At 66.2% G+C, this 23,731-nt stretch carries 22 protein-coding genes; 15 read left to right on the forward strand and 7 right to left on the reverse strand.

All coding sequences use genetic code 11. The features are described 5' to 3' along the window. Positions 1–42: 42 nt before the first annotated feature. Entirely contained in the window at positions 43–651 is a 609-nt protein-coding gene (locus tag VJ673_RS09855; RefSeq protein WP_324125911.1) for a DUF4337 domain-containing protein, read from the reverse strand. A 420-nt stretch (positions 652–1,071) separates the two neighbouring features. Between VJ673_RS09855 and VJ673_RS09860 the strand changes: the two genes are divergently transcribed. After that, positions 1,072–2,205 (forward strand): glycosyltransferase family 9 protein, encoded by a 1,134-nt coding sequence (locus tag VJ673_RS09860; protein ID WP_324125912.1) that lies wholly within the window; start codon positions 1,072–1,074, stop codon positions 2,203–2,205. A gap of 51 nt (positions 2,206–2,256) precedes the next feature. On the opposite strand, the gene VJ673_RS09865 is transcribed toward VJ673_RS09860, so the two are convergent. Beyond that, positions 2,257–2,880 (reverse strand): MlaC/ttg2D family ABC transporter substrate-binding protein, encoded by a 624-nt coding sequence (locus VJ673_RS09865; protein WP_324125913.1) that lies wholly within the window; start codon positions 2,878–2,880, stop codon positions 2,257–2,259. Between the two features lie 309 nt (positions 2,881–3,189). Between VJ673_RS09865 and VJ673_RS09870 the strand changes: the two genes are divergently transcribed. From VJ673_RS09870 to VJ673_RS09885, 4 genes are all read left to right on the forward strand, one after another. Beyond that, entirely contained in the window at positions 3,190–3,651 is a 462-nt protein-coding gene (locus VJ673_RS09870) for an H-NS histone family protein (protein ID WP_324125914.1), read from the forward strand. Between the two features lie 69 nt (positions 3,652–3,720). Beyond that, positions 3,721–4,965: a cystathionine gamma-synthase family protein gene (locus VJ673_RS09875; RefSeq protein WP_324125915.1), complete on the forward strand. Its 1,245-nt coding sequence runs from the start codon at positions 3,721–3,723 to the stop codon at positions 4,963–4,965. A 316-nt stretch (positions 4,966–5,281) separates the two neighbouring features. Next, positions 5,282–7,066 carry a serine/threonine protein kinase gene (locus VJ673_RS09880; RefSeq protein WP_324125916.1) on the forward strand — a complete coding sequence of 595 codons (1,785 nt, stop codon included), beginning with the start codon at positions 5,282–5,284 and terminating at the stop codon, positions 7,064–7,066. A gap of 47 nt (positions 7,067–7,113) precedes the next feature. Beyond that, positions 7,114–7,560, forward strand: coding sequence for an SRPBCC family protein (locus VJ673_RS09885; protein WP_324125917.1), 447 nt, complete (start codon positions 7,114–7,116; stop codon positions 7,558–7,560). Positions 7,561–7,573: 13 nt separating this feature from the next. Here VJ673_RS09885 and ung read toward each other — a convergent pair whose 3' ends face one another. Next, the gene (ung, locus tag VJ673_RS09890) at positions 7,574–8,278 is read right to left on the reverse strand and encodes a uracil-DNA glycosylase (RefSeq protein WP_324125918.1); all 705 of its coding nucleotides are present in this window, start codon (positions 8,276–8,278) and stop codon (positions 7,574–7,576) included. Between the two features lie 113 nt (positions 8,279–8,391). Here ung and VJ673_RS09895 point away from each other — a divergent pair, with 113 nt between their 5' ends. The 4 genes from VJ673_RS09895 (at position 8,392) to VJ673_RS09910 (ending at position 12,997) form a co-directional block, all read left to right on the forward strand. After that, complete coding sequence (locus VJ673_RS09895) at positions 8,392–9,192, forward strand: TetR family transcriptional regulator (RefSeq protein ID WP_324125919.1); 801 nt, start codon at positions 8,392–8,394, stop codon at positions 9,190–9,192. Between the two features lie 161 nt (positions 9,193–9,353). Continuing rightward, positions 9,354–10,025 carry a glutathione S-transferase family protein gene (locus tag VJ673_RS09900; protein ID WP_324125921.1) on the forward strand — a complete coding sequence of 224 codons (672 nt, stop codon included), beginning with the start codon at positions 9,354–9,356 and terminating at the stop codon, positions 10,023–10,025. A 19-nt stretch (positions 10,026–10,044) separates the two neighbouring features. Beyond that, entirely contained in the window at positions 10,045–10,995 is a 951-nt protein-coding gene (locus VJ673_RS09905; protein WP_324125922.1) for a glutathione S-transferase family protein, read from the forward strand. Continuing rightward, positions 10,988–12,997: a diguanylate cyclase domain-containing protein gene (locus VJ673_RS09910; protein ID WP_324125923.1), complete on the forward strand. Its 2,010-nt coding sequence runs from the start codon at positions 10,988–10,990 to the stop codon at positions 12,995–12,997. The genes VJ673_RS09905 and VJ673_RS09910 overlap by 8 nt, the downstream gene beginning before the upstream one ends. Here VJ673_RS09910 and VJ673_RS09915 read toward each other — a convergent pair. Together VJ673_RS09915 and VJ673_RS09920 are read right to left on the reverse strand one after the other, a co-directional pair. Next, positions 12,994–13,950 (reverse strand): isoaspartyl peptidase/L-asparaginase family protein, encoded by a 957-nt coding sequence (locus tag VJ673_RS09915; protein ID WP_324125924.1) that lies wholly within the window; start codon positions 13,948–13,950, stop codon positions 12,994–12,996. The two genes, VJ673_RS09910 and VJ673_RS09915, sit on opposite strands and share 4 nt — an antisense overlap. Before the next feature lie 26 nt (positions 13,951–13,976). Next, entirely contained in the window at positions 13,977–18,095 is a 4,119-nt protein-coding gene (locus VJ673_RS09920; protein ID WP_324125925.1) for a hypothetical protein, read from the reverse strand. A gap of 262 nt (positions 18,096–18,357) precedes the next feature. Here VJ673_RS09920 and VJ673_RS09925 point away from each other — a divergent pair, with 262 nt between their 5' ends. Both VJ673_RS09925 and VJ673_RS09930 read left to right on the forward strand, forming a co-directional pair. After that, positions 18,358–18,759 carry an FKBP-type peptidyl-prolyl cis-trans isomerase gene (locus VJ673_RS09925; protein ID WP_324125926.1) on the forward strand — a complete coding sequence of 134 codons (402 nt, stop codon included), beginning with the start codon at positions 18,358–18,360 and terminating at the stop codon, positions 18,757–18,759. Positions 18,760–18,837: 78 nt separating this feature from the next. Beyond that, a complete protein-coding gene (locus VJ673_RS09930) occupies positions 18,838–19,509 on the forward strand; it encodes a hypothetical protein (protein ID WP_324125927.1) in 672 nt (223 codons plus the stop codon). 145 nt (positions 19,510–19,654) lie between these two features. Here the strand turns inward: VJ673_RS09930 and VJ673_RS09935 are convergent, their stop codons facing one another. Together VJ673_RS09935 and VJ673_RS09940 are read right to left on the reverse strand one after the other, a co-directional pair. After that, entirely contained in the window at positions 19,655–20,350 is a 696-nt protein-coding gene (locus VJ673_RS09935; RefSeq protein ID WP_324125928.1) for a S1 family peptidase, read from the reverse strand. A gap of 68 nt (positions 20,351–20,418) precedes the next feature. Then, positions 20,419–20,601 (reverse strand): hypothetical protein, encoded by a 183-nt coding sequence (locus tag VJ673_RS09940; RefSeq protein WP_324125929.1) that lies wholly within the window; start codon positions 20,599–20,601, stop codon positions 20,419–20,421. Between the two features lie 125 nt (positions 20,602–20,726). Between VJ673_RS09940 and VJ673_RS09945 the strand changes: the two genes are divergently transcribed. From VJ673_RS09945 to VJ673_RS09960, 4 genes are read left to right on the forward strand one after another with little or no spacing between them, the layout of a single operon-like run. Next, the gene (locus VJ673_RS09945; RefSeq protein ID WP_324125930.1) at positions 20,727–21,740 is read left to right on the forward strand and encodes a phosphotransferase family protein; all 1,014 of its coding nucleotides are present in this window, start codon (positions 20,727–20,729) and stop codon (positions 21,738–21,740) included. Position 21,741: 1 nt separating this feature from the next. After that, on the forward strand, positions 21,742–22,143 hold the full coding sequence (locus VJ673_RS09950) for a DUF6285 domain-containing protein (RefSeq protein ID WP_324125931.1): 402 nt from the start codon (positions 21,742–21,744) through the stop codon (positions 22,141–22,143). Next, positions 22,140–22,865, forward strand: a complete 726-nt coding sequence (locus tag VJ673_RS09955; protein ID WP_324125932.1) for a histidine phosphatase family protein — start codon at positions 22,140–22,142, stop codon at positions 22,863–22,865. Before VJ673_RS09950 ends, VJ673_RS09955 begins: the two co-directional genes overlap by 4 nt. 36 nt (positions 22,866–22,901) lie before the next feature. Then, positions 22,902–23,687: an enoyl-CoA hydratase/isomerase family protein gene (locus VJ673_RS09960; RefSeq protein ID WP_324125933.1), complete on the forward strand. Its 786-nt coding sequence runs from the start codon at positions 22,902–22,904 to the stop codon at positions 23,685–23,687. Positions 23,688–23,731: the final 44 nt, after the last annotated feature.

Genomic DNA, 23,731 nt, shown 5'->3' on the forward strand with positions numbered 1-23,731 from the left:
GACGGCCGTGCCGATGCCGGCGCTGAGGGATCAACTCGGTGGTCAGGACAGCAGGCGCACCAAGGTGTCCGGGTGGATCGGCAGTTCGAACAAGCCGGCCAACCCCATCAGGACGCCGCAACCGATCGGCAGCAGTCCGACCCAGTAGAGCGCCCAGAATCCGGTGAGCGCCGTGACCGCGAGCAGCGCGATGGCAATGGCGAGCAGGGCGTCCGAGAGGTCGAACTGGTCGTCGCGGTAGTTCAAGCGATCGTAGGTCTGCTGATCGTGCTCGGCCTGAAGCTTGAGCGCGTCGCGTTCGCGCACCTCGCGGTCGTGCCGTTCGCGGTAATCGGCGATGGCCTTGTCGTATTTCGCAGCCGCGCCCGGCGCCGCGCCTTCCTTGGCGAGATCCAGCTGGACTGTCGTCGCGGCCGCGAGGTCGGCGCGGATGTTCTTCGCCTGGAAGTAACTCCAGTGGTCGATCTTGTCGGCCTGCGCCTGCTGCATCGCCTGAACGATGTTGTCGTCCTTGACCTTGCAGATGCCCATGAAGGTCGCAATGATGGCCACCGTCACGGCAACGACCGCGTTGAGCCGCTTCGCCTTGGCGTCCTGGATTTCCTGGGCGCGCGCTGCCCTTTCGATGACTTCGCTGGGATCGATGTCCATGTGGCTTCCTGCAATGACTCCGGAACTGGAATGACGCCGATTCTAGTGGCCGGGAAGTCCGCCGCATGTATCAAAGATTGGCCCTGATTCAGTGGGGCGGAAATCCGGCACGGCCGGCAGTTCTTACCGGTCAGCCAACGACTTTACTGGCGCAGGCCCCCAATCAAACTTCGTACGACTCCGATTCCCGGGAACGAAATGTGCAGGCGGACCGACTACGACGTTTCTTCGGGTTGTCTTTCCACAGGAGGCCCGTCATGCCGAACAATCGAATTTCTCCGTTCCGGAAGACCGACGCGCATCAGGTCCGGAATGACTCGAGCGCGCCACTCGCCGGATAACCGAATAGGATAGACACCGGCCTCAGTGGGCGTGCCGCAAATCCAGACTCCACCGCCGAGCGGGTCTGGAAGGAGGCCGGTGCAGGCTGATTCGATGATCAATCCCGGCACAGTTCGCAAGATCGCGGTGCTGCGCGCCAACGGCATCGGCGATTACATCCTCTCTCTGCCAGCCCTCGACGCGCTGCGACTACGCTTTCCGGCCGCCGAGATCGTCCTGCTCGGACAGCGCTGGCACAGCGACTATCTGACGGGGCGACCCGGCCCAGTCGATCGCGTGGTCGAATTGCCGACGGCCCGCGGTGTCACCGCGCCCGCCGACGCCGACGAGGATGCGCAGGAGCTGGCATCGTTCCTCGGCGCGATGCGCAGGGAGGCTTTCGACCTTGCGTTTCAGCTTCACGACGCAGGGCGCTGGTCGAATGCCTTCATCCAGCAACTGGGCGCGCGCCATACCTTCGGGCCACGCTCGCCGGATGCCGCCGCCCTCGATTTCTCGGTTCTCTACATCGACTACCAGCCCGAGACCTTCCGCTATATCGAGGTCGTCGCTCTGGCCGGCGCTCGTCCGGCCGGGTGGGAAGCCCGGATTGCCGTGACGCAGGCGGATCATGTCGCGGCGCGGCCTTATCTTCCCGCCGCACAGCCTCTCGTCGTGCTGCACGTCGGCGCATCGGATTCGCGGCGGCGCTGGCCGATCGCGAACTTTGCCGCGGTGGGCGACGCGCTCGTCGAAGCGGGCGCTGTTGTTGCGGTAGAGGCGATCGACGACGAACGGCTGCTCCTCGATGTCCTCAAGGAGCGCATGCACTCCCCCTTCATCGACCTCGGGGCCGACTGCACCCTGTCCCGCCTCACCGGTGTGCTGGCGAACGCCGCGCTGATCGTCGCCAACGATTCCGGACCGCTCCACCTCGCCCACGCCGTCGGCACCGCAAGCGTCGGCATCTACTGGAGCGGCAACCTCATCAACGCCGGTGCGGGAAGCCGCAGCCGCCATCGTCCCCTGATCTCGTGGCGAGTCACCTGCCCCGAGTGCGGGGCCAACACGACGCAGCGCGGCTGCACGCACGTCGCCTCCTTCGTCGCCGACGTGCCGCCCGACGAAGTCATCCGGGAGACGCTGGGGCTGTTGCGCAGCGAGACGGCTCCTCCGCGGAAGGACTGCCGGCCGGCGGGGCTCGGCGTCCGCTCTTCCTGTTTCTCCAGTTGATCTGGAGCCGACGCTACGTTGGCGCGATTGGCCTTGCTCCGCGTCCGCGGCTCAACGCGTCGAGGCGACTTCCACATCCCGGTTCTTCTGTTCGAGCGAACGGATCAAACCGTCGATGCCGCCCGTCTGGACCTCGCGAGCGAAGCTGCCGCGATAATTGGTGACGAGGCTGACGCCAGCCACGACCACGTCGAACACCTTCCAGCCGTCGGCCGTCTTCTCGAGTGAGTAGTCGATGCTGATCGGCTGCGCACCCGCTTGGCGGACCTCCGTCTGCACGCGCACCGTCGTGTCGGCCTCGGCGAATCTCGCAGGCTTGTACTGGATGATCTGGTCGCGATACTGCGTCAGCGCGTTCGAATACGTGCGCACGAGGAGCGAGCGGAAGGCTTCGACCAGCTTGTCCTGCTGCTCGGGGGTCGCACCGCGCCAGTCCTTGCCGACCGCGAGCATCGTGATGCGACGGAAGTTGAAGTGCGGCAGCACCTTGTCTTCGACCAGGTTGGCGACCTTGCGCGTGTCGCCCGACTGGATCGACCGGTCCTTGCGGACGATCGTCAGCACATCGTCACTGACCTCGCGCACCAGCGCATCGGGCGCCTTCGCGGCGTCGGCCGCATGCACCGCGGGCATGAGGAAAAGCAACGCGGAAAGCAGCAGTAAGAATCTCTTCATCGGTATCACCTACAGGGGCGGATTGCTGATGATCGAATTAGGCCCGAAACGCGCGCTGGCTTTAAGACGCTGCGCCGCAAAAGACTGTTGCCGCCAATCCACTAATCGGACGCATTTGCACCGAGACTATCAACCCGGCGGACCTATTTATCGATCAGCGGCGACGCCCTTCTTCCGCTCCGCTGCGTCGAAAGTGTCAGAATCTGACGGTCAGTCCGAGAAGCGCGCTCAAGTTGTTGCCAATTCCGCCACCGCTCGTGCACCAGCGGTGGCATCATTCAAGCTGTGCCCCCATATAATCCACGGCTTATGAAGACTGACCTCGGAACCTACACGCTCCCGCAGCTGAAACAACTCGACGCACGCATCGAGAAAGAGATTGCGCGGCGTCAGTCGGACGCCAAAGCGGCAATGTTGAAAAAACTCACCCGCATGGCCAGCGAGTATGGCTGGTCGCTGGAGGAAGTGCTGGGCGACGCCGCGGCACTGCCGCCGATGAAAGCGGACCCCGGCCGCACGACCGAGAAAAAGGCGCCTGTACCGGTGAAGTACCGCCATCCGTCGAAACAGGATCTCGCCTGGTCCGGACGGGGCCGCAAACCGCAATGGGTCGAAGCGTGGCTCCATCACGGCGGTGCCCTCGACGCACTCGCGATCGCCGCCGAAAAGTTCGCGAAGAAGCAGCAACAGGCGGCCCGGATCACGACGACCGCCAACGCTTCGCCCGTGAACAAGAGCGCGCCGGACGAAGCCGCGCTCGCGGAGCAGTGACGGACTCGGAACCTTTCAAAGAGACCGCAAGGCCGCGCCGTTCGGGCCCGGCTGTTATATCCTTGAACGATGAAATCACCCGCAGACACTCGTGCTTTCAGCACTGACAACGTCCATTCCGATCGTCGCTTCGGCGTCGAACACGGAGGAATCCACAAACCGATCCACACCTCGGTGCAATACGGCTTCGACCGCGTCGAGGACCTGATCGGAGCCTTCCAGGGCACCTACAAGGGCGGCTACCAGTACGCCCGCCAAGGCACGCCGACCACCGCTGCACTCGAAGCCAAGATCACAGCGCTGGAGAACGGCGCGGGGACGATCTGCTTCTCGACCGGCATGGGCGCGATCGCAGCGACCTTGCTCACGCTGCTGCGCGCGGGCGACCACCTCGTGGCGAGCCGCTTCATCTTCGGCAACACCAACAGCCTCCTTGGCACGATTGAGGGCCTGGGGATCGCCGTCGACAAGGTCGACGCCTGTTCCGTCGAAGCCGTCGCCGCCGCGATCCGGCCGGAAACGCGAATGGTGTTCGTCGAGACCATCGCCAACCCGCGCACCCAGGTCGCTGACCTCGCGGCGATCGGCGAGCTGTGCCGTGAGCGCGGACTCCTCTATGTCGTCGACAACACGATCACCTCCCCGGCGCTCTTCCGGCCGCGCGTGGTCGGCGCGAGCCTCGTGATCAATTCGCTCACCAAGACCATCGCCGGCCACGGCGAGGCCCTCGGGGGCGCCGTGACGGACACCGGGCTCTTCGACTGGACGCCCTACCCGAACATCTTCGCGTCCTATCGCAAAGGCGATCCCAAAGCCTGGGGACTGCAGCAGATCCGCAAGAAAGGCCTGCGCGACATGGGCGCCACGCTGTCGTCGGACCAGGCGCATCGCATCAGCATCGGCAGCGAGACCCTGCCGCTGCGCGTGAAGCAGAGCAGCAATACGGCCCTCGCGCTCGCGCAGTGGCTCGAACGGCATCCGAAAGTCGACGCGGTGCATTACCCCTTCCTGCCGTCACACGCGCAACACGAGCGCGCCAAGGACCTCTTCGCCGCCGGTTCGTGGCTGCTGAGCTTCGAATTGCGGGACCCGTCGTCGATGGTCGACGTCCTCAACCGCCTCGCCCTGCCGATCAAGGCCACCGGCCTGGGTGACACCCGCACCTTGATCATCCCGGTCGCGCCGACGATTTTCTGGGAGGCAGGGCCGGTTGCACGCGCGGCTATGGGCATCGCCGAAGGCTTGATCCGCGTCTCGGTGGGTCTGGAAGACGAAGCAGACCTGATCGCCGACTTCGAGCGCGCGCTACAGTAAAGACCCTGTCGAGCTCCCGCCCGACCTGGGCGGGAGCCGCCGTCGCGTGCCCGGAATTTGTGAGAAAAGTTAAAAATCTCACGCATTCCAGTCGAGCCGCGTACCCTTGCTGCAGCGTGTCAATTTCTTCTGGCCTCCGCCGGCGGATAGGTTCGCGGCGACAATAGTCCGATTCGGGCTCAGCGCAGTCCCGCAGACCGCCGGTCTCGCCGATTGCACCATGAGTCGACCTTCTCCTTCCGATCTCCCTCCCTTCAACGGTTCTCGCCCCGCAGAGGAACCGACCCAGCGCCGGGTCGACCCGAGTCGGGACGCCTTGCCGCCCGGTACCCGCTTCGCCGAGTACGAGCTCCTGTCCGTCCTCGGCGAGGGGCGATCGGGCATCGTCTATCTGGCCATGGACCACGGCCTCGGACGTCAGGTCGCCATCAAGGAGTACTTGCCCGCCGCCTTGGCGGCCCGCGGCCGGGACATGGCAGTAATGCTGCGTTCCGACGGGTACGCGAAAAGCTTTGGCGCGGGCCTCGAGTCCTTCGTCACCGAGGCCAAGCTGCTGGCGCGTTTCGATCATCCGGCCCTGATGCGCGTGTATCGCTTCTGGGAAGCCAACCGCACCGCTTATATGGCGATGCCCCATTACGAGGGGGTCACGGTCGACGTCGCGCGCCAGTCCATGGCGCACGCGCCTGATGAAGCCTGGCTGCGCGGCCTGTTGTTGCCACTGCTCGACGCGCTCGATGTGCTGCACGGCGCCTCGTGCTATCACTGGGACATCTCGCCCGAGCACATCCTGCTGCAGCCCGACGGCCGCCCGGTGCTGCTCGATTCCGGCGCGCTCCACGTTATTGGCGAGGGCAAGCAGGGGACAAGCGTCGTCCTCAACCCGGGCTTCGCGCCCATCGAGCAGTACGCCGAATCGGCACAGCTGCGCCAAGGGCCTTGGACCGATCTCTACGCGCTCGCCGCAGTCGCCTACTACTGCGTCAGCGGCTACCCGCCCGTGGCCTCCACGGTGCGCGCGCTGGACGACCAACTGGAGCCCCTATCCCAGATCGTCGACCGCCTCGGACGCAACTTCCCCCAGCTCAACTACAGCGTCGCCCTGGTTTCGGCGATCGAGCGAGCCCTCAGCGTCAGGCCGCAGGAGCGGCCGCAGAGCGTGGCCGAGTTCAGGCGCATCCTGCTCGGCGGCCGCGGGGTCGCGGAGCCCGTCGCGACGTCTCCCGTCGAGGCGACACCACCGCACGAGGCTCAGGTCGCGCATCAGCCGGGCGGGCAGCAGCCCGGCTCGTTCCACCAGGACGTCCCGCCACCCCAGGACGCCGGAAAAGTGGACGGCTCTTTCCGGCAACGCCCGGAGCCATGGTCGCCGCAAGAACCGGGACCGCGGGCGGAGCCGGCGCGGGAAGCCCAGCCCGACGTCGGGTCGCCCAGCGCTCAAACCCCGCCCGGCACCGACGACGCCCACGATCCGGCCTTGTGGGCCGCGTTCGAGTCCGCTCTCGAACCCGATCCGAACGGATTCGGCCGACCTCATTCTTCGCGACGCGACGCGAAAGCGGGCGGCTGGCGCCAGACGGTGCTGATCGGCGGCGCAGCGGTCGCACTCATCGCCGTCGGGGCCGGCGGCTGGATGATGTGGTCCGAGTACCGCCACGCGAAAGTGATGCAACGCTTCAGCACGGCGAGCGCCGAACTGGGCCACCCCGCCACACCCCGGACTCCATCGGTGCCGCCCGCCACGGCACCTCCCGCAGAGCTGCCGGCCCAGCAGCCTGCACCGCCGGCATCCGGCCCCGCGGCCGAGTCGCCGCCGCCCGCCCCCGCCACAGCGGAACCCGCGCCCCCTGCACCCCCTCCAAGGGAAGCCGCCGCAGTCGAAGAAGCGCCCGCGGACCGGTCGCCGCCGCTGACCAGGCTCGACAACACGTTGACCAAGCTCGACAAGAAGGAGCAGAACAATCCGCGGGTGCTGTGCGGAGCGCGCACCCAGTTCTCGCTGTACCGCTGCATGAAGACCGAGTGTGAACGGCCGAAGTATTACGAACACCCCGAGTGCAAATACCTGAGAGCGAGCGACGAAGTGAGGACGCTTCCCTAGTCCGCAACATCGCCCTTCGACTATCCCGACACACCAGAGGAGAGACCATGCCTACCGGAACCGTCCGCCTGCACCGCGTGATGCGCGCCAAACCCGAGAAGATCTACCGCGCCTTCCTCGACGCCGAAGCGCTCGCCCGCTGGCTGCCCCCCAACGGCTTCACCTGCAAGGTCGACCAGCTGGATGCCAAGGTTGGCGGCACGTTCAGGATGGCCTTCAGGAACTTCAGCACCGGCAACGGCCATTCCTTCGGCGGCACCTATCTGGAACTGATGCCGGACGAGCGCATCCGCTACACCGACAAGTTCGACGACACCAAACTGCCCGGCGAGATGGTCACGACGGTCACGCTACGTGCGGTCGCTTGCGGCACGGAAATGAACGTCGTGCAGGAAGGCATTCCCGAGGCGATTCCGACGGAGTTTTGCTACCTCGGCTGGCAGGAGTCGCTCGACCACCTCGCACGGCTTGTCGAGCCCGAAATCCCGGATTGAGCCGCGGGAGGGGTCACCAATCGATCGGGCACCGACCTGCCTGAACCAGCGCCTGGTTGGCCCGCGAGAACGGCCGCGAGCCGAAGAAGCCCTTGTTGCAGGCCCCGCCGATCGGCGAAGGATGGCTCGACTGGATCACCGTATGGCCGTCCCCGACGATGTGCTCACCCAAAGCCTGGGCCGGCTTGCCCCAGAGGATGAAGACGATGCCCGACTGCGTCGCCGAAAGCGCCCGCAGCAGCGCACCGGTGACGAGATCCCATCCAAGCTTGTGATGCGATTTCGGCTTGTCGAGCTCGACCGACAGAATCGTGTTCAACAACAACACGCCCTGTTGCGCCCAGCCCGTGAGGTCGCCGGAGGAACGGATCTCACCGCCGAGGTCTGCCGCGAGTTCCTTGTAGATGTTGCGCAGCGACGGCGGAATCCGCACGCCTTGCGGGACCGAAAACGAAAGGCCCATCGCTTCGGCCATCTGCTGGCCGCCGGCCACGGTCGAAATGCCGTGATAGGGATCCTGCCCGGCGATGCAAACGCGCACCTCGCCAGGCTGCACCAGATCGAGCGCGCGGTAGCGATCGATCGACGCCGGCAGCACCACGCTACCGGCCGCCTCGCGTGCGGCGAGTTCCGCCTCGATGCTCGAGACGCGTTGCGCGACCACGGCGTCGAGACGCAGCTCGGCGAGGACAGACATCCAGGATGAAGGCAAAGGCATGCGAAAAGGGCTCCAGAAGCCGCGCGGATGCTAACACAGCGCCGTCGGCCTCGATGTGCCGGTACAGTATTCCCCTGGCCGTTGCGCTGAACGAAATGCCGCAGGAGATTCGCATGGTAGACAAGGAGTGGACGTTCGTTCTGGGCGCGCAGGATCCCGAGATGCGGGAGATCGAGCGCTGCCTGCGACGCACCAAGCGCCCGTTCGTCCACGCGGCGAGGCAGGGGGAACGCTGCCTCGCGCGTACCGCCTACGACGCGGATGGCGTCATACGGATGTCGCGGACGGGACAAGCGATGCCCGCCGTCCTGCTCCCCAAGGCGCCGGCAGTGTTCGTCGAATGCACGGTCCTGGGCCACGATCCGGAGTGGCGCGTCGATCACCATCATCCGGGCGACGCCGGCTACGACAAGGGTCCCGAAGCCTACATGGAGGGGTCCTCGGTCGGACAGGTGCTGCGGCTGCTGGAAATGGAGCCCGACGTGACGCAGCGCCTGCTCGCGGCCGCCGATCACTGCCTGACCGCCGCCTACCAGGGCGCCTGCCCCGGCGTCGCCCCGCACGAACTGCTTTTCCAGCGCGCGGCATGGCAAGCGAAGATGAGCGGACGCACGCTCGGGGACGTCATGGAAGGCATCCTCGATTCCGCGAAGCGCGTTGAGCGCCATTACGATTCGGAGCTCGGCGAAGCGCTCTTCCTCGATCCCACCGAAATTCCGGTCGACCTGGCCGAAGGCGCTGCCGTAGCTGGAAGGCCGGTGCGCTATCTGCAGTTGCTTCCCAATCGCGAAGTGAAGGAAATGCTGAAGGGCGCCACCCCCGAGCACATCGAGCGCTTCATGGACGAGCACCGCGCGGCGGGGCGACGCGTGTACGGAAATCCTTATCGCGGTTACGCGGGGACCTATTACTGAAGGCGAAGGTGAACAAATGAAAAATGGTGACCCGCCCGACGCGGCCCGGTAATGACGGACGGTACGATAGGCCAATTGACCTAGGCGAGGCCGCGCCGGATACTCGCACACTCCAAAAGGTCATTTTTCGACATCGATAGCCGAACATTTCGGGAGGTCAAGTGAAGCTCTATTTCCATCCAGCATCGACCACGTCGCGTATCGTTCTGCTCTTCGCAGCCGAGGAAGGGATCGAGCTGAAACCCGAAGTCGTGGACATCCTCTCCGGCGCCCACCTGTCCGGTTCCTTTCCTTCCGTGAACCCGAAGCGCCTCGTCCCGGCGCTCGAAGATGATGGCTTCATCGTGTCGGAAAGCGCAGCCATCCTACGGTATCTGGCCGCCAAGACCGGCTCCGCCGCGTACCCGACGGACCTGCGGGAACGGGCGCGCGTCGACGAAATGGTCGACTACCTGAATTCCGACTTTTACCGCGACTGGGGCTACAACCTCATCTACCCGCAGCTCTTCCCGCATCACAAGCGCGACTCGGACGCGGCGCAACAGTGCACCGTGCACTGGGGGCAGGAACGCGTGCGCAACGGCTTGGCCTATCTCGACTCCGTACTCGCCAGCCGTCGGCATCTTGCGGGTGACAAGCTCACGATCGCCGACTATTTCGGCGCCGGCATCCTGTCGGCGGGTGAACTGATCCGGGTCGATCTGACTCAATACCCCAACCTCAATCGCTGGTATGAATCGATGCGCGCCTTACCCTCGTGGCCCAGGGTCAGCGAAGCGCTCGAAGGCTTCAAGGGGATGCTGAAAGACACGCCCTTCGTCTCCATCCCCTGACCGTCTCAAAAGGCAGCGCATGGCATCCGGCATCCTGATCGATGGCCGCTGGGAAGTCCGCCCCTACAAGGCCGATGGGGCCGGGCGCTTCGAGCGGCAGAAGACCTTGTTCCGCTCCAAGGTGGGCGACGACGACTTCCCGCTGGAAGAAGGGCGCTATCGGCTGTACGTCAGCTACGCCTGTCCGTGGGCGCATCGAACGCTGATCGCCCGCGCCCTGCTGGGCCTCGAGTCGGCGATTCCGGTGTCGGTCGTCCACCCGCACATGCTCGAGCAGAGCTGGGAGTTCAAGGACGACGCTGGCCGGATCTCTCCCGAGCCGGTGTTCGGCGCCGAGGCCCTGTGGCAGGTGTATGCGCGTGCCGAACCGGGCTGCAATGGAAGGGTGACGGTGCCCGTGCTCCTCGACACGGTCACCAAACGCATCGTCAACAACGAATCGCGCGAGATCGTCCGCATGTTCGGGCGGGTGTTCCGGCCCTATGCCCGGAATGCGGACATCGATCTTTGTCCGCCGGGAATGCAGGACGAGATCGAGGCGGTGATCGACGCCTTGTACGAGCCCGTCAACAACGGCGTCTATCGCGCGGGCTTCGCGCAATCCCAGGCAGCCTACGAAGAAGCTGCGCGTGGCTTGTTCGCGGCCCTGCAACATTGGGACGACGTGCTCGGACGCCGGCGATGGCTGTGCGGGGACACGCTGACCGAAGCGGACATCGCGCTCTTCACGACCTTGCTGCGCTTCGATCCGGTCTACTACGTCCATTTCAAGTGCTCGCTCAAGCACATCTGGGACTATCCGAACCTGTGGCGCTTCCTGCGCCGGCTCTACCACCATCCGGCGATCCAGCCGACGATCCGCCTCGACCACATCGTCCAGCACTACTTCGTCAGCCACCCGCACATCAATCCGTCCGGCCTGGTGCCGATCGGACCGGTGATCGACTACGGGGAGCCGCCCCGTGACTGATCGGACCGCCCGCCCGCTGCCGCGCGTCCTGCTCGTCGATACCGATCCGCAGTCGCAGCGCATGGCCGCGCTGTCGAATGCGGGTTTCCCGGTGCAGCGCGTCGATGACGTTCGCGCGGTGAAGGCAGCGAGTGCCCGCTGCAAGGCAGAGGTCGTCGTCCATATGGCGGCGCACTTCGCCCCGTCGGCGCAGAGCGCGTTCGAAACGACGCTGTCGCAGGTGAGCTGTCCGGTGATCGTCCTGGACGACCAGGAGGACAGGGGACTCGACTTCGTTCTCGCCGGCGCGGCCGATCTCGTGCTGATCGACCATGCCGGCCTGTATGTGTCGCAGCTCATCCAGCGCCTGCGCGTCGCAGTCGCGCGGCGAGGTCAGATCGGCGCCGGCGGCGATCTGCCGGACCATATCGCCAAGCTCATCGAGAACATGCCCTGCGGGGCCTTGCTCTGCGAGCGAGACGGACGGATCGTCGCCGCCAACGAGGCCGCCGAGCGCGTGACGGGCGTGCGTCTGGGTGACGCCGCGCCCTGGTACGCCAAGCTCGACCCCTCGCTGGATGTGGCGGCGCGCATGCAAGGCGCGGCCTCGGTCGAACTTCCGACCGCGCTGTTCCTCACCGGCCAACAGGATCAATCGCGGGTGGAACTTCACGCGCGGCGCATGCGCGGACTCGGTTCCGACGACGAACGCTGGCTCGTGATGATGCGCGATCTCGCGCCGGGAGAGCTCGCGGTACGCCAGCAACTGGAATCCGAACGCGCCCGCCGGCTCGTTGAGTACGGCGGCGACATCCTGCTTCTGCACGACACCGAAGGACGGATCGTCGACGTCAATCACCAGGCGACGGTGCAGACCGGCTACACGCGGGACGAACTGCTCAACCTGCGGATCTGGGACCTCGATCGCGAGGCGCGACCCGGCGCCGGCATCTGGGCCCGCCTCGCCGCCGGGGGCGCCCTGACTGTCGAAGGCAACATCCGACGCAAGGACGGATCGCTCTTTCCGGTCGAAGTGAAGCTCGGCGCCTGGGAAGACCGCGGCGAAAAGCAGATCGTCGCATGGCTGCGCGATATCACGGAGCGCCGGAATGCCGAGGAGTCGCAACGGCTCGCGAGCATCGTCTTCGACAGCGTCAGCGAAGGCATCATGGTCGCCGACGGCGAACACCGGATCGTCGCCGTCAATCCGGCGTTCACGAGCATCACCGAGTTCCCGGCCGGCGAGGCGACCGGCCGCGACGACGCCTTCCTGTTTTCGTCGGACACTCACGATGAGACCTTCACCCGCGAGATCCGGCAGGCCGTCGAGGAGCACGGTCGGTGGGAAGGCGAGGTGTGGAGCCGCACGCGCAGCGGCGGCGTCTTCCCGGAATGGCTGTCGATCAGCGCCGTGCGTAACTACGACGGGCGCGTCGATCGCGTCGTGTCGGTGTTCACGAACATCACCGAGCGCAAGCGCCTCGAAGAGATGATGCAGAAGCAGGCCTTCCACGACCCGCTCACGGGCCTGGCGAACCGTCTGCTCTTCCACCAGAAGCTCAAGTCCGCGCTACAAACGGCGGACGAGCGGCACAATCACGTCGCGCTGCTGTACATCGACCTGGACCGCTTCAAGCCGGTCAACGACCAGTACGGACACCACGCAGGGGACCTGCTCCTCAAGCAGGTCGCAGAGCGGCTCGTGGCCTGCGGCCGCCGTTCCGACACCGTGGCTCGGCTGGGCGGGGACGAGTTTGCGATGATCCTGACCGATGTCGACCGCATCGACCCCGTCATGCAGGTGCCCACGCGCGTCCTCGAAGCGCTGAAGCACCCCTTCGATCTGGACGGCGTCGTCGTCGAGGTCTCGGGCTCGGTCGGCATCACCTTCTATCCTGACCACTGCCGCAACATGGAACAGCTGCTGCGCTTCGCGGACATCGCGATGTACAAGGCGAAGGAGAACCGGGGCGAAGTCAGGGTCTTCGACGCGTCCTTGTCGAAGCCCCGGGCCTGCGGTTAGTCGGCGAGACAGGCCGTCCACGGCGCGGGATCGTCGGCCCGCATGTAGCCGCGATACATGCCCTCGGTGTTGAAGGGCAGGCTGACATTGCCGTAGGCGTCGACGGCGATCAGGCCACCCGCGCCGCCGATCGCAGGCAAGACCTCCATCACGACATGCTCGGTCGCCGCTTGCAGCGTCAGACCGCCGTAGGCGATTCTCGCGCACACGTCGTGGGCGACCGCATAGCGGATGAAGTATTCCCCCGTTCCCGTGCAGGAGATGGCGGCGACACGATTGGCATAGGTGCCGGCACCGATCAGCGGCAAGTCGCCGACACGACCGGGCAGCTTGTTCGTCACGCCGCCGGTGGAGGTCGCTGCGGCGAGATGGCCGCGTGCGTCGAGCGCGACGGCGCCGACGGTGCCATGTTTCAGCTCGTCATCCAGCGGCGACACCGCCGCACCTTGCCCCGGCACGAGGAGCGCCGGTGCCTGCGCTCGCCGCAGCTGCTCGCGCCGCAACTCCGTCGAGAAGTACTCCGGCTCGACCAGCTCCAGTCCGAACGCCTCGGCAAACGCCTCCGCACCGGCGCCAACGAGCAACACATGCTTGCTGTGCTCCATCACCGCGCGCGCGGCGCGGAGCGGACGACGTATGCGGCTCACACACGCCACGGCACCAGCCCGCAGCGTCGCGCCGTCCATGACCGCGGCGTCCAGCTCATGCGTACCGTCGCGCGTGAACACGGCACCATGACCGGCGTTGAAGAGCGGGCAATCCTCCAGCAGGTCCACCGCCAGGCTGACCGCATCAAGCGCGTTGCCGCCGTCGGCCAGTAGTTGCCGTCCGGCGCGCAGGACCTCCGCCAGGGCATCGCGGTAGGCGGTTTCGATGTTCGGGTCGAATTCCCCCGGGCCGCGCGAACCGGCTCCGCCATGGATGGCGATGACGGGAACGGGTCTGGTCGTCATTGCGTTACCTCCGTGTCGCCGAGCTCTCAGTCTCCCGACTTGTGCGGCGCTTCGGCGACCGACGCCGCAATCGCGCCCGAGGTCTTCTTGCCGGCCCGGCTCAGACCGTCGAGCGGCCGCCAGTAGGTGCCGCCCGCCGAGTAGCAGTCCCACGCCCACCGTGCCCAGCGCGTGATCGCAACCGCGAGCCAGAGCGCCCACACGAGCATCGCCAGTCGATAGGCGAACACGGGGATGCTGTAGACCTCGACCACGGGGGTCACGGACTTGAGCCGGTCGAGATACCAGTTGAGCTCGAAGGCACTCGAACCGTTCCCGGTGATGAGCATGTCGGGGTAACCGAGCAAGCCCTGCCGCAGGGCGTCGAACAGGGCGCCGGCCGCCATCATCGTCAGAAACAGGATCGCGATCTGCAGCAGGTTGAAGCGCCAGGGCGACGCCGGCGGATAGGCGCGGCGGACGACCAACACCACAAACCAGCTCACCATCAGGAAGGCCGCCTCGACCGAAGCCTGCACCAGTCCGATCCCCAGCAGCACCCATGCCGTGACGCCGAGCGGAGTCGGCAGCACGCGCGGCAGGACCAATGCCACGGCTACCACTACCGCGAGTACGCCCCACAGCAGAACAGCCGGCCCGACCAGCGGCCCGCGCGTAAAGAGGACCACGCGATCCTGCGGCACCGCAAGCGTCACGCTCGCATTGACGGCGGGCGCTCCGAGGTCGAGCTGCGGGGCAATGTAATGCTCATCCATCGCCGCCCGGTCGCGCCAGTCGATCTGCACCGAATGCTCGCCGGGCGTCACCGGGAGCGCCAGCTTGTTCCCGTCGGCACGCAAGGGCTGCACGCTGCCGTCAATGCGCACGGACGAGAGCTCGGCGCCGTCCGGCAGCCCGACGACATGATTTCCGCCGGTGCTGCTGCGCAGCCGCAGGGACGCGGTCATGTCTGTCGACCGTTGCCCGACTCTCGCGCCCAACTTGACGTCGTCGATCGTCAGCGTCGCCCCGTCGATCACCGCCGGCCGCGACACCTTCAGCTCGACGGTCTCCCCCGGCCACGGCAGCCAGCGCGGCTGCCACCGCGCGCCGTCGGTCCAGGCGATCGGCATCAGCCCCGACGACTGAACATTCCAGAGCGGCGTGGCAGTGACCGACCAGCGCTCGATCTGGCCCGGAGAGGTCGAGGTTCGCAGGCTCAGGACCTGGGCGGGAGCAAGCACGCTTGCAAAACTGCGCGTGGCTCCCGGTGCGAGGTCGAACACGGCTTCGCCCCCATCGATCGTGACGCCCGGGTCGGTCACGGCTTCCCCTTCCAGCAGCGGGATGCGCACGTTTGCCTGCAGGGCGCTGGTGCCGTGGCGGCGTACCGTCGTGCTTAGCGTCCAGGTCTGACCGAGGTCGAGGTGACGCTCGACTTCGACCAGCGGCGGCAGTTCGGCGCCGCCGTTGAATTCCCTGGTCCGACCCTGTCCGGCCGCCTCACGCAAGCGTGAGAGCGTCAGCGTATCGGTCGCCAGTCCGCGCGCATCCAGCCCCGCGAGGCTCCACCGGTCGAGCTCGGTTGTGAGCCGACGCGGCGCCATCGGCAGATGCAGGGGAAGGTCATCGACGTGAGCAGGGATCACTAGTTCGAGGATGCTGATGCCGGCCTGGACCGAGGTCCAGATCCGCCCGGCTTCGTCCCGGAACAGCGGCGGCGTCTTGCCGGCCAGGAGTACCGATGACGGACGCAGGTTTGCGCCCGGGCTCGGCAGTGCGACCGGCGTCCGGGCCTGGGCGTGGATTTCGAGCTTCAGCGTGATCGCGTTCCCGGACGCCTTGATGTCCAGTGCAGCGAGATCGGCACAGGCGGGCGCGCACGGGGGCGCCACCGGCGGGGCGAGCAGCCGGTCGCGCAGCTCCTGGAGCAAGGCTTCGGAGGGAAACTCCGACTGCGCTTGCGCTTCGTCCGGCATGCTACCCATCAGCGCTCCGACCACGACGAGCACGGCAGCGGCCCGGCGCCCCAGCACCCCGCGCAGTCGCTGCCCCAGCCCGCCAAGGCGCCCAAGATCGGTCGGCCAGCAACGCCACAGCGCGATCGCCAACAGCACGATCGATGCCAGCGACCAGAGCGCCGAAGCCGCGGGAGGCAGCAGCGTCAGACGCAGTCCCTGCTCCGGCCCCAAGGGGCCTTGCGCGGACATCGCCACGACGGTCCATTGCCAATCCGGAATCCCCGGTCCGGTCTGCACCTTCACGTTGGGATCGATGCGACGGTAAGCACCGTAGTCGACCGAACTCGAACCCAGCCGCGAGCCGGCCGCATCGACTTCGTTGCGTCGCTTGAGCACCGACTCAGCCTTCCCTTCCAGCTCCGCCGGTGCCGGAGCTGCCGCGGGTTTCGCCGCCTGCGGGGCATACTGGTGCTTCGCCGTATACGCGTAGTTCATCTCCAGGGCGGGATACATCGCCTGCCGCACCTGCGTCACCGCGAAAGGCAGGAGCAGGATCGCGATCAGCACGGCACTCGCCAGACTGCCCCGGGTCGCCCAGCCCCGCAGTCTCGCCTGATCGGGCAATGCACGGGCAATGGCCTGCAGCACGACGAGCGCCAGCCACGCGAACTTCGGCGCGAGCGGCATGTGCCAGGTCAGCACGAGTCCGCTGAGCAGGATGGCCGCAGTCCCCCACCCGACGACGCGGAACGTCACCGCCGCGATGAGGAGGACCCCGAAGAGATCCCACAGCGTCCAGGACGCCAGCCATTCGCCGCGCACGGAGTCGGCCCCGGATGCGTGGATCAGGCGCCAGCCGGGCGGCAGATTGAGTTCGGCAGACCAGGCGCTCGGCGGAATGCTCCAGCCGCTCGCGGGAAGCTCCCTGTCCGACGATTCGATGCGGCTGTCGGCTTCCAGCGCCAGCGCCGCTTCGCGCAGTTCCACTCCTCGTCCCGCGGGACTCCGGGTCAGCGGCTGGTCGACGCCATTGATCGACACCCTGCCCAACGCGAAGGCCTCGGGCAGATCAAGCCGCCAGTTACGGCCGACCGTCCCGCTGATTTTGTCCTGCACCGAATAGCCGCCGCCGTCGAAATCCAGCCAAAGCGTCCGCTTGACGGTCAGCCTGTCCGCGCTGCCGCCGGTGTCGCCACGCTGCCGCTCGGTAATGCGCAAGGACTCGCCCGGCTTCACGACGAACGCGGGCAGCGTCGCCCAAGCGGCCGGCACCCCGACCGACTTCGGGTCGACCGCCGGCACGCCCTCGAGGGTCACGACGCGCAATTCGTTGTGCGGCGCGAAGGACCAGACTTCCTGTTCGGCGGCCGTCTCCGCCAGGTTCAGCTCGGTCGTCGGACTCATCTTGCGCGAACTGACGGTCACGGCCCAGGATCCCGCTCTCGTCTGGACCTTCACACTACCGTCCGCCTCGATGCGGGCCGGCAGGTCTGACTCCAGAGACAAGGGCACGAAGCCGTCGAGCATCGCCCGCGGCAGTCGAAGCTCGCGCGGCTGTCCTGAGACCGACAGCTCGTAACGTACGCTCGACTGCATCGGCACTTCATCGACGAACTGCCGGAACACTCTGACCGCAAGCGCATCGACCGCACCCTGCTTGTCCTGGGTTTCGCGCAGCCACAAGCGTCCTTCCGCGTCCGGTTGGCCCGCGAATTTCGCGCCCTCCAAGCTCACGGAGAGCCTTGCCACCTGCGGCGGCAACAGCAGGTTGAGCGGCGGCTGGCGCCATTCGAATCGCCCGGTAACGACCCGATGCCCCGCGCCAACGCGCACCGCAGGCTTTCCATCGACGGGGACCACCGCTGCAGACTGCCCGTCGATCCGCACCTCGCGCGGCCAGCTGTCGCTGTCGCCGGGCAGGACGACCACCCCGTCGGCAAAGGCATCGACCATAAGGGCAAACGAGCCGGAACCCGCGGCAAGCTGCAGATCGAGTCCCGCAGGCCAAACACATTGCGCCTCAGTCGAGGCGCCCGGCACTTTCGGGCACTCGGGCGGAGGAGCGTTGAAGCGGGCCCAATCGACCCAAGGCCGCAGCGGCTGCGGCACCTCTTCCGGCGACAAGCGCCCTTCGGCCGCCTGCCCCCCGGCCGCGCTCAGCAGCAGGCCCGCCACCAACGCAACGAGATCGCGTGTGATTTTCATATCCTGAGGTCACCTTCCGACAAAGCCGTTTCCGGCAGCATGACCTCATCGTGCCCGAACACCGCACGCAGAACATGCTGACGCTCATGGTATCGGCATACGATACCATGAGCGTCAGCGACGGCTACGCTCGACCGGCCCCACACGATGAACCTTGTCACAAGTGGTCTCGCCCCGGGCCCCGCATTGCCGTGCGGATATTCGCTATAGTCGTCACGCGGAGCGCACATCCGCTCCCGGATCATCCACTGGAGACTCTTGCATGCGCCTCATCGCCGCCACCCTGATTACTCTCGCAGCATTGCCCGTCCTGGCCGCGGGACCCGCCACCGAAACCTTGCCCTCCGGCGTCACGATCGAATTTAGCCGCGACGGCTCGGGCACGCCTCCCGGCCCGACGGACAAGGTCCGCGTTCATTACAAGGGCACGCTAAGCGACGGCAAGGAATTCGACAGCTCCTACAGCCGCGGCACGCCCACGGAGTTTCCGCTCAATCGCGTCATTCCCTGCTGGACCGAAGCGCTGCAGCGCATGAAACCCGGCAGCGCCGCACGCATCACCTGCCCGGCACAAACGGCATATGGAGATCGCGGCATTCCCGGCGTTATTCCGCCGAACAGTACGCTGACCTTTGCCGTCGAGCTGCTTGAAGTGAAGCGCTGATCCGGCCGGAGGCGACAGAACCGATCGGCCTCGAATCCATCTAATTTTCCCCGACCAAGCAAGAAGAAGGAGGGTGTCATGGACAGACGGAAAAGGGCCTTCGTTGCCGCGTTGCTGCTGGGCTCGACCGGCGTGATTGCGGGCGGCAAGGACATGTCGTTCTTCGTGACGAGCGTCGGCATGGGGGACGGCGCCAATCTCGGCGGCCTCGAAGGCGCCGATCGGCACTGCCAGGAACTGGCCACGGCCGCGGGTGCGGGAAAGCACACGTGGCGCGCCTACCTGAGCACCCAAGGCACGAAGCTTGACGACGCGAGCGCAATCCACGCGCGCGACCGCATCGGCAAAGGCCCTTGGTACAACGCGAAAGGCGTCATGATCGCCAAGAACGTCGAGGAGCTCCACTCGCCCAAGTCCAGACTGACGAAGGAGACCGCCCTGGACGAGAAGGGCCAGATGGTCAACGGACGGACCGAAAAGCCGAATCGCCATGACATGCTCACGGGGTCCCGGCCCGATGGCACCGCCTTTCCGCCGAGCCCCCCATTCGAGGACATGACTTGCGGCAACTGGACGAAGAACGGCGAGGAAGGCTCTGCCATGCTGGGCCATCACGACCATTCGGGACCGACTCCGCATCCGTGGTCTACGTCGTGGAACTCCTCCCATCCCACCCGCGGCGGCTGCAATCAGGCGGCCTTGCAGAGCACCGGCGGAGACGGGCTGTTCTACTGCTTCGCGGAGAAATAGTCCCATCGCCAAAGTTATCCCCATTCGCTGGGGACAGCGCTGTGGAGAGGGGTGTTGATAACCTTGCCAAGCCGGCGCGGGCCGCGGGTTGCGACGCGCTGCCGGATCCTTGTGCAAGGCGGCGTCAGGGACGCCGCACCCCTCGCTAGAAATCCGACAGCACCGCGGGGTCGAGCAGCATTACGCGTTCGAAACGGCGAACGCGGTCCTTCGTCTGCGACGTCATCACCAGGCTCCCGGTGACGATGCCATAAAAGCATTCGCCTTCCATGCTCAGGACAGGCGTGCCCGAAAAGCCCTGCTCCACCCGCCCCAGGATCACCGGATGCTCGATTCCGGGCAGCGCGACGAAGGCGCGGTCCTCGATCTCGAGCACGTAGAAGGTGCCGCCGAGTGCATTCCCCGGCTCCGGCTCGACTTCACTCAGCCGTGCAAGGCTGACGCGGTCGCCGGAACGCGCCGACCTGCATGGCGGCAACGGCAATAGGCCGCGCGGCTCAGCCACGCGCAGGACTGCAGCGTCGATCTTCGGATGTACCTTCTCGACAACCGCATCGATCTTCGTCCCGTAGTAGCCGCTGTCGTTCGTCGTCAGGACGGTCACCGGCGTCAAGGGCTTCACGCTCCCGAGCACATGGGCAACGGTGAAGATGCGGCCGTCGCCGACATAGACGCCCATGCCTTCGCTGAAATCGCCCGGAGCATGTTCAAAACGCACGGCCACGACGGAGCGGACGGCGGTGTCGAACTGCTCCCCGGCCGCCGATGGCTGCGTACCGCTCGTCAGGCAGGGCACGCATATGGCCACGAAATGCAGGACTTCACGAAGTCGATGGATCACGTCGCTGCTCCCGCGGCAGGTGGAACCGTTACTTTACAGCTGCGAGATGCCCGCGGGCTGCACAAGGCTCAATTCGCGGCCAACGCAGCGAAGACCCGGTCGGCCGATGCCTGCACGGGAAGAGGCATGACGCCACAATTTGGCTCACCCACGCACCCGCCGGCGTCGAACGCGTCGGTCGAGAGGCCATCAGACAAGCGCACTGCACCGAGGCAGGCGCACACTGCGCCTAGCACGAACACCTTCAGCATTTTCGTCTCCTTCCGACCTCTGGGGTCATGTGCGCCTTCCGCATCTACGACGGTCCGTCGGAAGTCCACCGCTGGAGCATCGCCAAACGGATCATCAAGGGTGTGCGGCAGGAGGGGCAAGGGCAATGAACGACATCATGCAAAACGCGCTCGCGCGCTTCATCGCCCATGCCGCCGGTGCGAGAGGCGTCACGATCAGCGATGCCCGCTTGCTGTCGGGCGGCGCGATCCAGGAAAACTGGCTCGTGCGTACCAAGATCGAAGGCGGCGCCTTCGGCGGCAGACACGAGTTCGTCGTCCGCACCGACTCGCCTTCCGGCGTCGCCGTGAGCCACAACCGTGCGCAGGAATTCGCGCTGCTGAACGCCGCTTTCGCCGCCGGCGTCACAGTACCCGAGCCGCTGTGGCTGTGCGAGGATCGCGAAATCATCGGCCGCCAGTTCTTCGTCATGCGCCGCATCGCCGGCACTGCCGCTGGGCACGTTCTCGTGAAGGACCTGAAGACCGGCGGCGACCATGTGCGACTCGCCGAACGCCTCGGCGAAGAACTCGCACGCATCCACTCGATCCGCCCGCCGCGCGCCGACCTCGCCTTCCTCCCCACCCACGACGAAGCGCCCGCGCTGCATTCGGTGAAGCGCTTCCGCGACTATCTCGATGCGCACCACACGCCGCATCCCGCCCTCGAATGGGGCCTGCGCTGGCTCGAACTCGACGCGCCGCCGCGAGGCGACTACGTACTGTGCCACCGCGACTTCCGCACCGGCAACTACATGGTCGACGAGAACGGCCTCACCGGCATCCTCGACTGGGAGTTCGCCGGCTGGAGCGATCCGCTCGAGGACATCGGATGGTTTTGCGCCCGCTGCTGGCGTTTTGGGGCAATCGAACGCGAAGCCGGGGGGATCGGCGCGCGGGAGGATTTCTATCGCGGCTACGAGCGCGTCGCCGGCAAACCGCTCGACCGCGAGCGTGTCAGCTACTGGGAAGTCATGGCCCACATGCACTGGGCGATCATCGCGATCCAGCAGGTCGAGCGCCATGTCTCGGGTGAGGAAAACTCGCTACTCCTCGCCCTCACTGGCCACATCGTGCCGGCACTCGAATACGAAATACTGAAAATGACGGGAGGATTGTGACATGCGCGAACGCCCCCTCGGCGATGAACTCCTCGATGCGGCCCGCAGCGTGCTTCGCGATGAGCTGATGCCCGCGCTGCCGACCGACAAGCGCCATGCGGCCTTGATGATCGCGAACGCGCTGGCAATCGCGGCGCGCCAGTTGAAGAACGGCGACGCGTCAGAGCGCATGGAACTCTCGGCGCTGGAGCAGCTGCTTTCCGAACCCTTCGGCGACAATGGTGACAACCCTGCGGCGCTGCGAGAAGCACTCGTTGCCGCGAACCGCAAGCTGGCTCACTGGGTGCGCAGCGGCCGCGCCGACGACGGCACGATGCGCGACGCCGTACGAGCACATCTCGCGAGCGTGGCGAGGCAGAAGGTCGCCGAAAGCAACCCGAAATACCTCGGGCTCAAGTCATGAGCGACAACGTCCGACGAGTGCCTGCGCTGCCCGGCACGCGCTGCCGTCGCCGCATCTATCTGATGCGGCACGCGGACGTCAGCTACTTCGATGCGCAGGGCAAACCGCTCGACCCGCGCACCGTACCCCTCACAGCCGAAGGCCGTCGCCAGGCGGCAGCGTCCGCCCGGTTGCTCGCCGACGTGCGCTTCGACCTTGCGCTCTGCTCGGGCCTCACACGCACGATCGAAACGGCGCGCATCGTCCTCGGTAACCGCGACCTTCCGCTCGAGGAAGACGCGCGCCTCAAGGAAGTGCGCGGCAGCCGTTTCTCCGACATCCCTGCGGACGCCTCTGAGCAGACGATCGCATACGCTTACGAGTCGGCCGGCGATCCGGAAGGCCGCTTCATTGGCGGCGAGCGCTGGATCGATTTTGGTACTCGCGTCACCGCCGCCTGGCGCGACCTGATCGCCCGTGACGACTGGTGCAACCTGCTGCTCGTCGCCCACGACGGCGTCAATCGCGTGCTGATGTCCGCGGTCGTCGGGGCAGGCCTCGCGGGCCTGGGCGCTTTCGAGCAGGATCCGGCATGCATCAACATCATCGAGCTCGACATCCTCGACGACCGTCTCCAGCGTGCCTATCTCCGCGCGGTGAATATCGCGGCTTACGATCACGTCCGCGACGGGCATCACCTGATGGTGATGGAGAAAATCCACCGCAACTACAACGCGCGCTAAGCGCGCCACAAAAACACTCACCTTGAGGAGACCCCGATGAGCGATTCCATCGCTCCCCTCCTGTACGGCCGCGAAGGCGTAGTCGCCCACATCCGCTTCAACCGCCCGACCGTCCTCAATGCAATCGACAGCACGATGGCCGCAGCCTTCCTGCGAGCCTGCCGCGCGATCGCCGCCGACCCGGAAATCCGCGTGGTCGTCATCAGCGGAGAAGGACGTGCCTTTATGGCGGGCGGTGACATCGCGCAGTTCCGCGAAGACGCCGCCAAAATCCCGACCACGCTGATCGATCCGATGCACGAAGCGCTGGCTATCCTCACCACCCTGAACGCGCCGGTCATTGCCAGCCTTCAGGGGGCCGTCGCCGGCGCCGGAATGAGCCTCGCACTCGCCTGCGACCTCGCGATCGCGGCCGAAGACACCCGCTTCAACCTCGCGTACATGAATTTGGGCACGACTTGCGACCTCGGTGCATCCTGGAACCTACCCCGGGTCATCGGCCTGCGCCGCGCCCTCGAAGTCGCTCTGCTCTCGGAGCCGATCGACGCCATGGAGGCCTTGCGCCTCGGGCTCGTCAACAAGGTGGTACCCGTGGCGTCGCTCGCCGACGAAACGCGTAAGCTGGCCGCGAGGCTCGCGTCCGGAGCTCCGTTCGCTCAAGGCATGCTGAAGCGGCTTTTCCGCGAATCATTCAGCCACGGCTTCGACGCGCAACTCGCAGCCGAACGAGACGCGTTCACGGCCTGCTCTGCTACTACGGACTTTGCAGAAGGCGTATCCGCCTTCCTCGAAAGACGCCGCGCCCGCTATACGGGCAATTGAACGAACCGGTCGAACACCAGCATAGGGCCGTCAAGTTCCGGCCC

The sequence above is a fragment of the Aromatoleum sp. genome (genome assembly GCF_035254505.1).
Taxonomy (GTDB): Bacteria; Pseudomonadota; Gammaproteobacteria; order Burkholderiales; family Rhodocyclaceae; genus Aromatoleum.

Excerpts from the sequence above, each read along its gene's own strand:
- VJ673_RS09855 (WP_324125911.1), bottom strand. The coding sequence starts at position 651 with ATGGACATCGATCCCAGCGAAGTCATCGAAAGGGCAGCGCGCGCCCAG.
- VJ673_RS09865 (WP_324125913.1), bottom strand. The coding sequence starts at position 2,880 with ATGAAGAGATTCTTACTGCTGCTTTCCGCGTTGCTTTTCCTCATGCCC.
- VJ673_RS09870 (WP_324125914.1), top strand. The coding sequence starts at position 3,190 with ATGAAGACTGACCTCGGAACCTACACGCTCCCGCAGCTGAAACAACTC.
- VJ673_RS09875 (WP_324125915.1), top strand. The coding sequence starts at position 3,721 with ATGAAATCACCCGCAGACACTCGTGCTTTCAGCACTGACAACGTCCAT.
- VJ673_RS09885 (WP_324125917.1), top strand. The coding sequence starts at position 7,114 with ATGCCTACCGGAACCGTCCGCCTGCACCGCGTGATGCGCGCCAAACCC.
- ung (WP_324125918.1), bottom strand. The coding sequence starts at position 8,278 with ATGCCTTTGCCTTCATCCTGGATGTCTGTCCTCGCCGAGCTGCGTCTC.
- VJ673_RS09895 (WP_324125919.1), top strand. The coding sequence starts at position 8,392 with ATGGTAGACAAGGAGTGGACGTTCGTTCTGGGCGCGCAGGATCCCGAG.
- VJ673_RS09905 (WP_324125922.1), top strand. The coding sequence starts at position 10,045 with ATGGCATCCGGCATCCTGATCGATGGCCGCTGGGAAGTCCGCCCCTAC.
- VJ673_RS09915 (WP_324125924.1), bottom strand. The coding sequence starts at position 13,950 with ATGACGACCAGACCCGTTCCCGTCATCGCCATCCATGGCGGAGCCGGT.
- VJ673_RS09920 (WP_324125925.1), bottom strand. The coding sequence starts at position 18,095 with ATGAAAATCACACGCGATCTCGTTGCGTTGGTGGCGGGCCTGCTGCTG.
- VJ673_RS09925 (WP_324125926.1), top strand. The coding sequence starts at position 18,358 with ATGCGCCTCATCGCCGCCACCCTGATTACTCTCGCAGCATTGCCCGTC.
- VJ673_RS09930 (WP_324125927.1), top strand. The coding sequence starts at position 18,838 with ATGGACAGACGGAAAAGGGCCTTCGTTGCCGCGTTGCTGCTGGGCTCG.
- VJ673_RS09940 (WP_324125929.1), bottom strand. The coding sequence starts at position 20,601 with ATGCTGAAGGTGTTCGTGCTAGGCGCAGTGTGCGCCTGCCTCGGTGCA.
- VJ673_RS09945 (WP_324125930.1), top strand. The coding sequence starts at position 20,727 with ATGAACGACATCATGCAAAACGCGCTCGCGCGCTTCATCGCCCATGCC.
- VJ673_RS09950 (WP_324125931.1), top strand. The coding sequence starts at position 21,742 with ATGCGCGAACGCCCCCTCGGCGATGAACTCCTCGATGCGGCCCGCAGC.
- VJ673_RS09955 (WP_324125932.1), top strand. The coding sequence starts at position 22,140 with ATGAGCGACAACGTCCGACGAGTGCCTGCGCTGCCCGGCACGCGCTGC.
- VJ673_RS09960 (WP_324125933.1), top strand. The coding sequence starts at position 22,902 with ATGAGCGATTCCATCGCTCCCCTCCTGTACGGCCGCGAAGGCGTAGTC.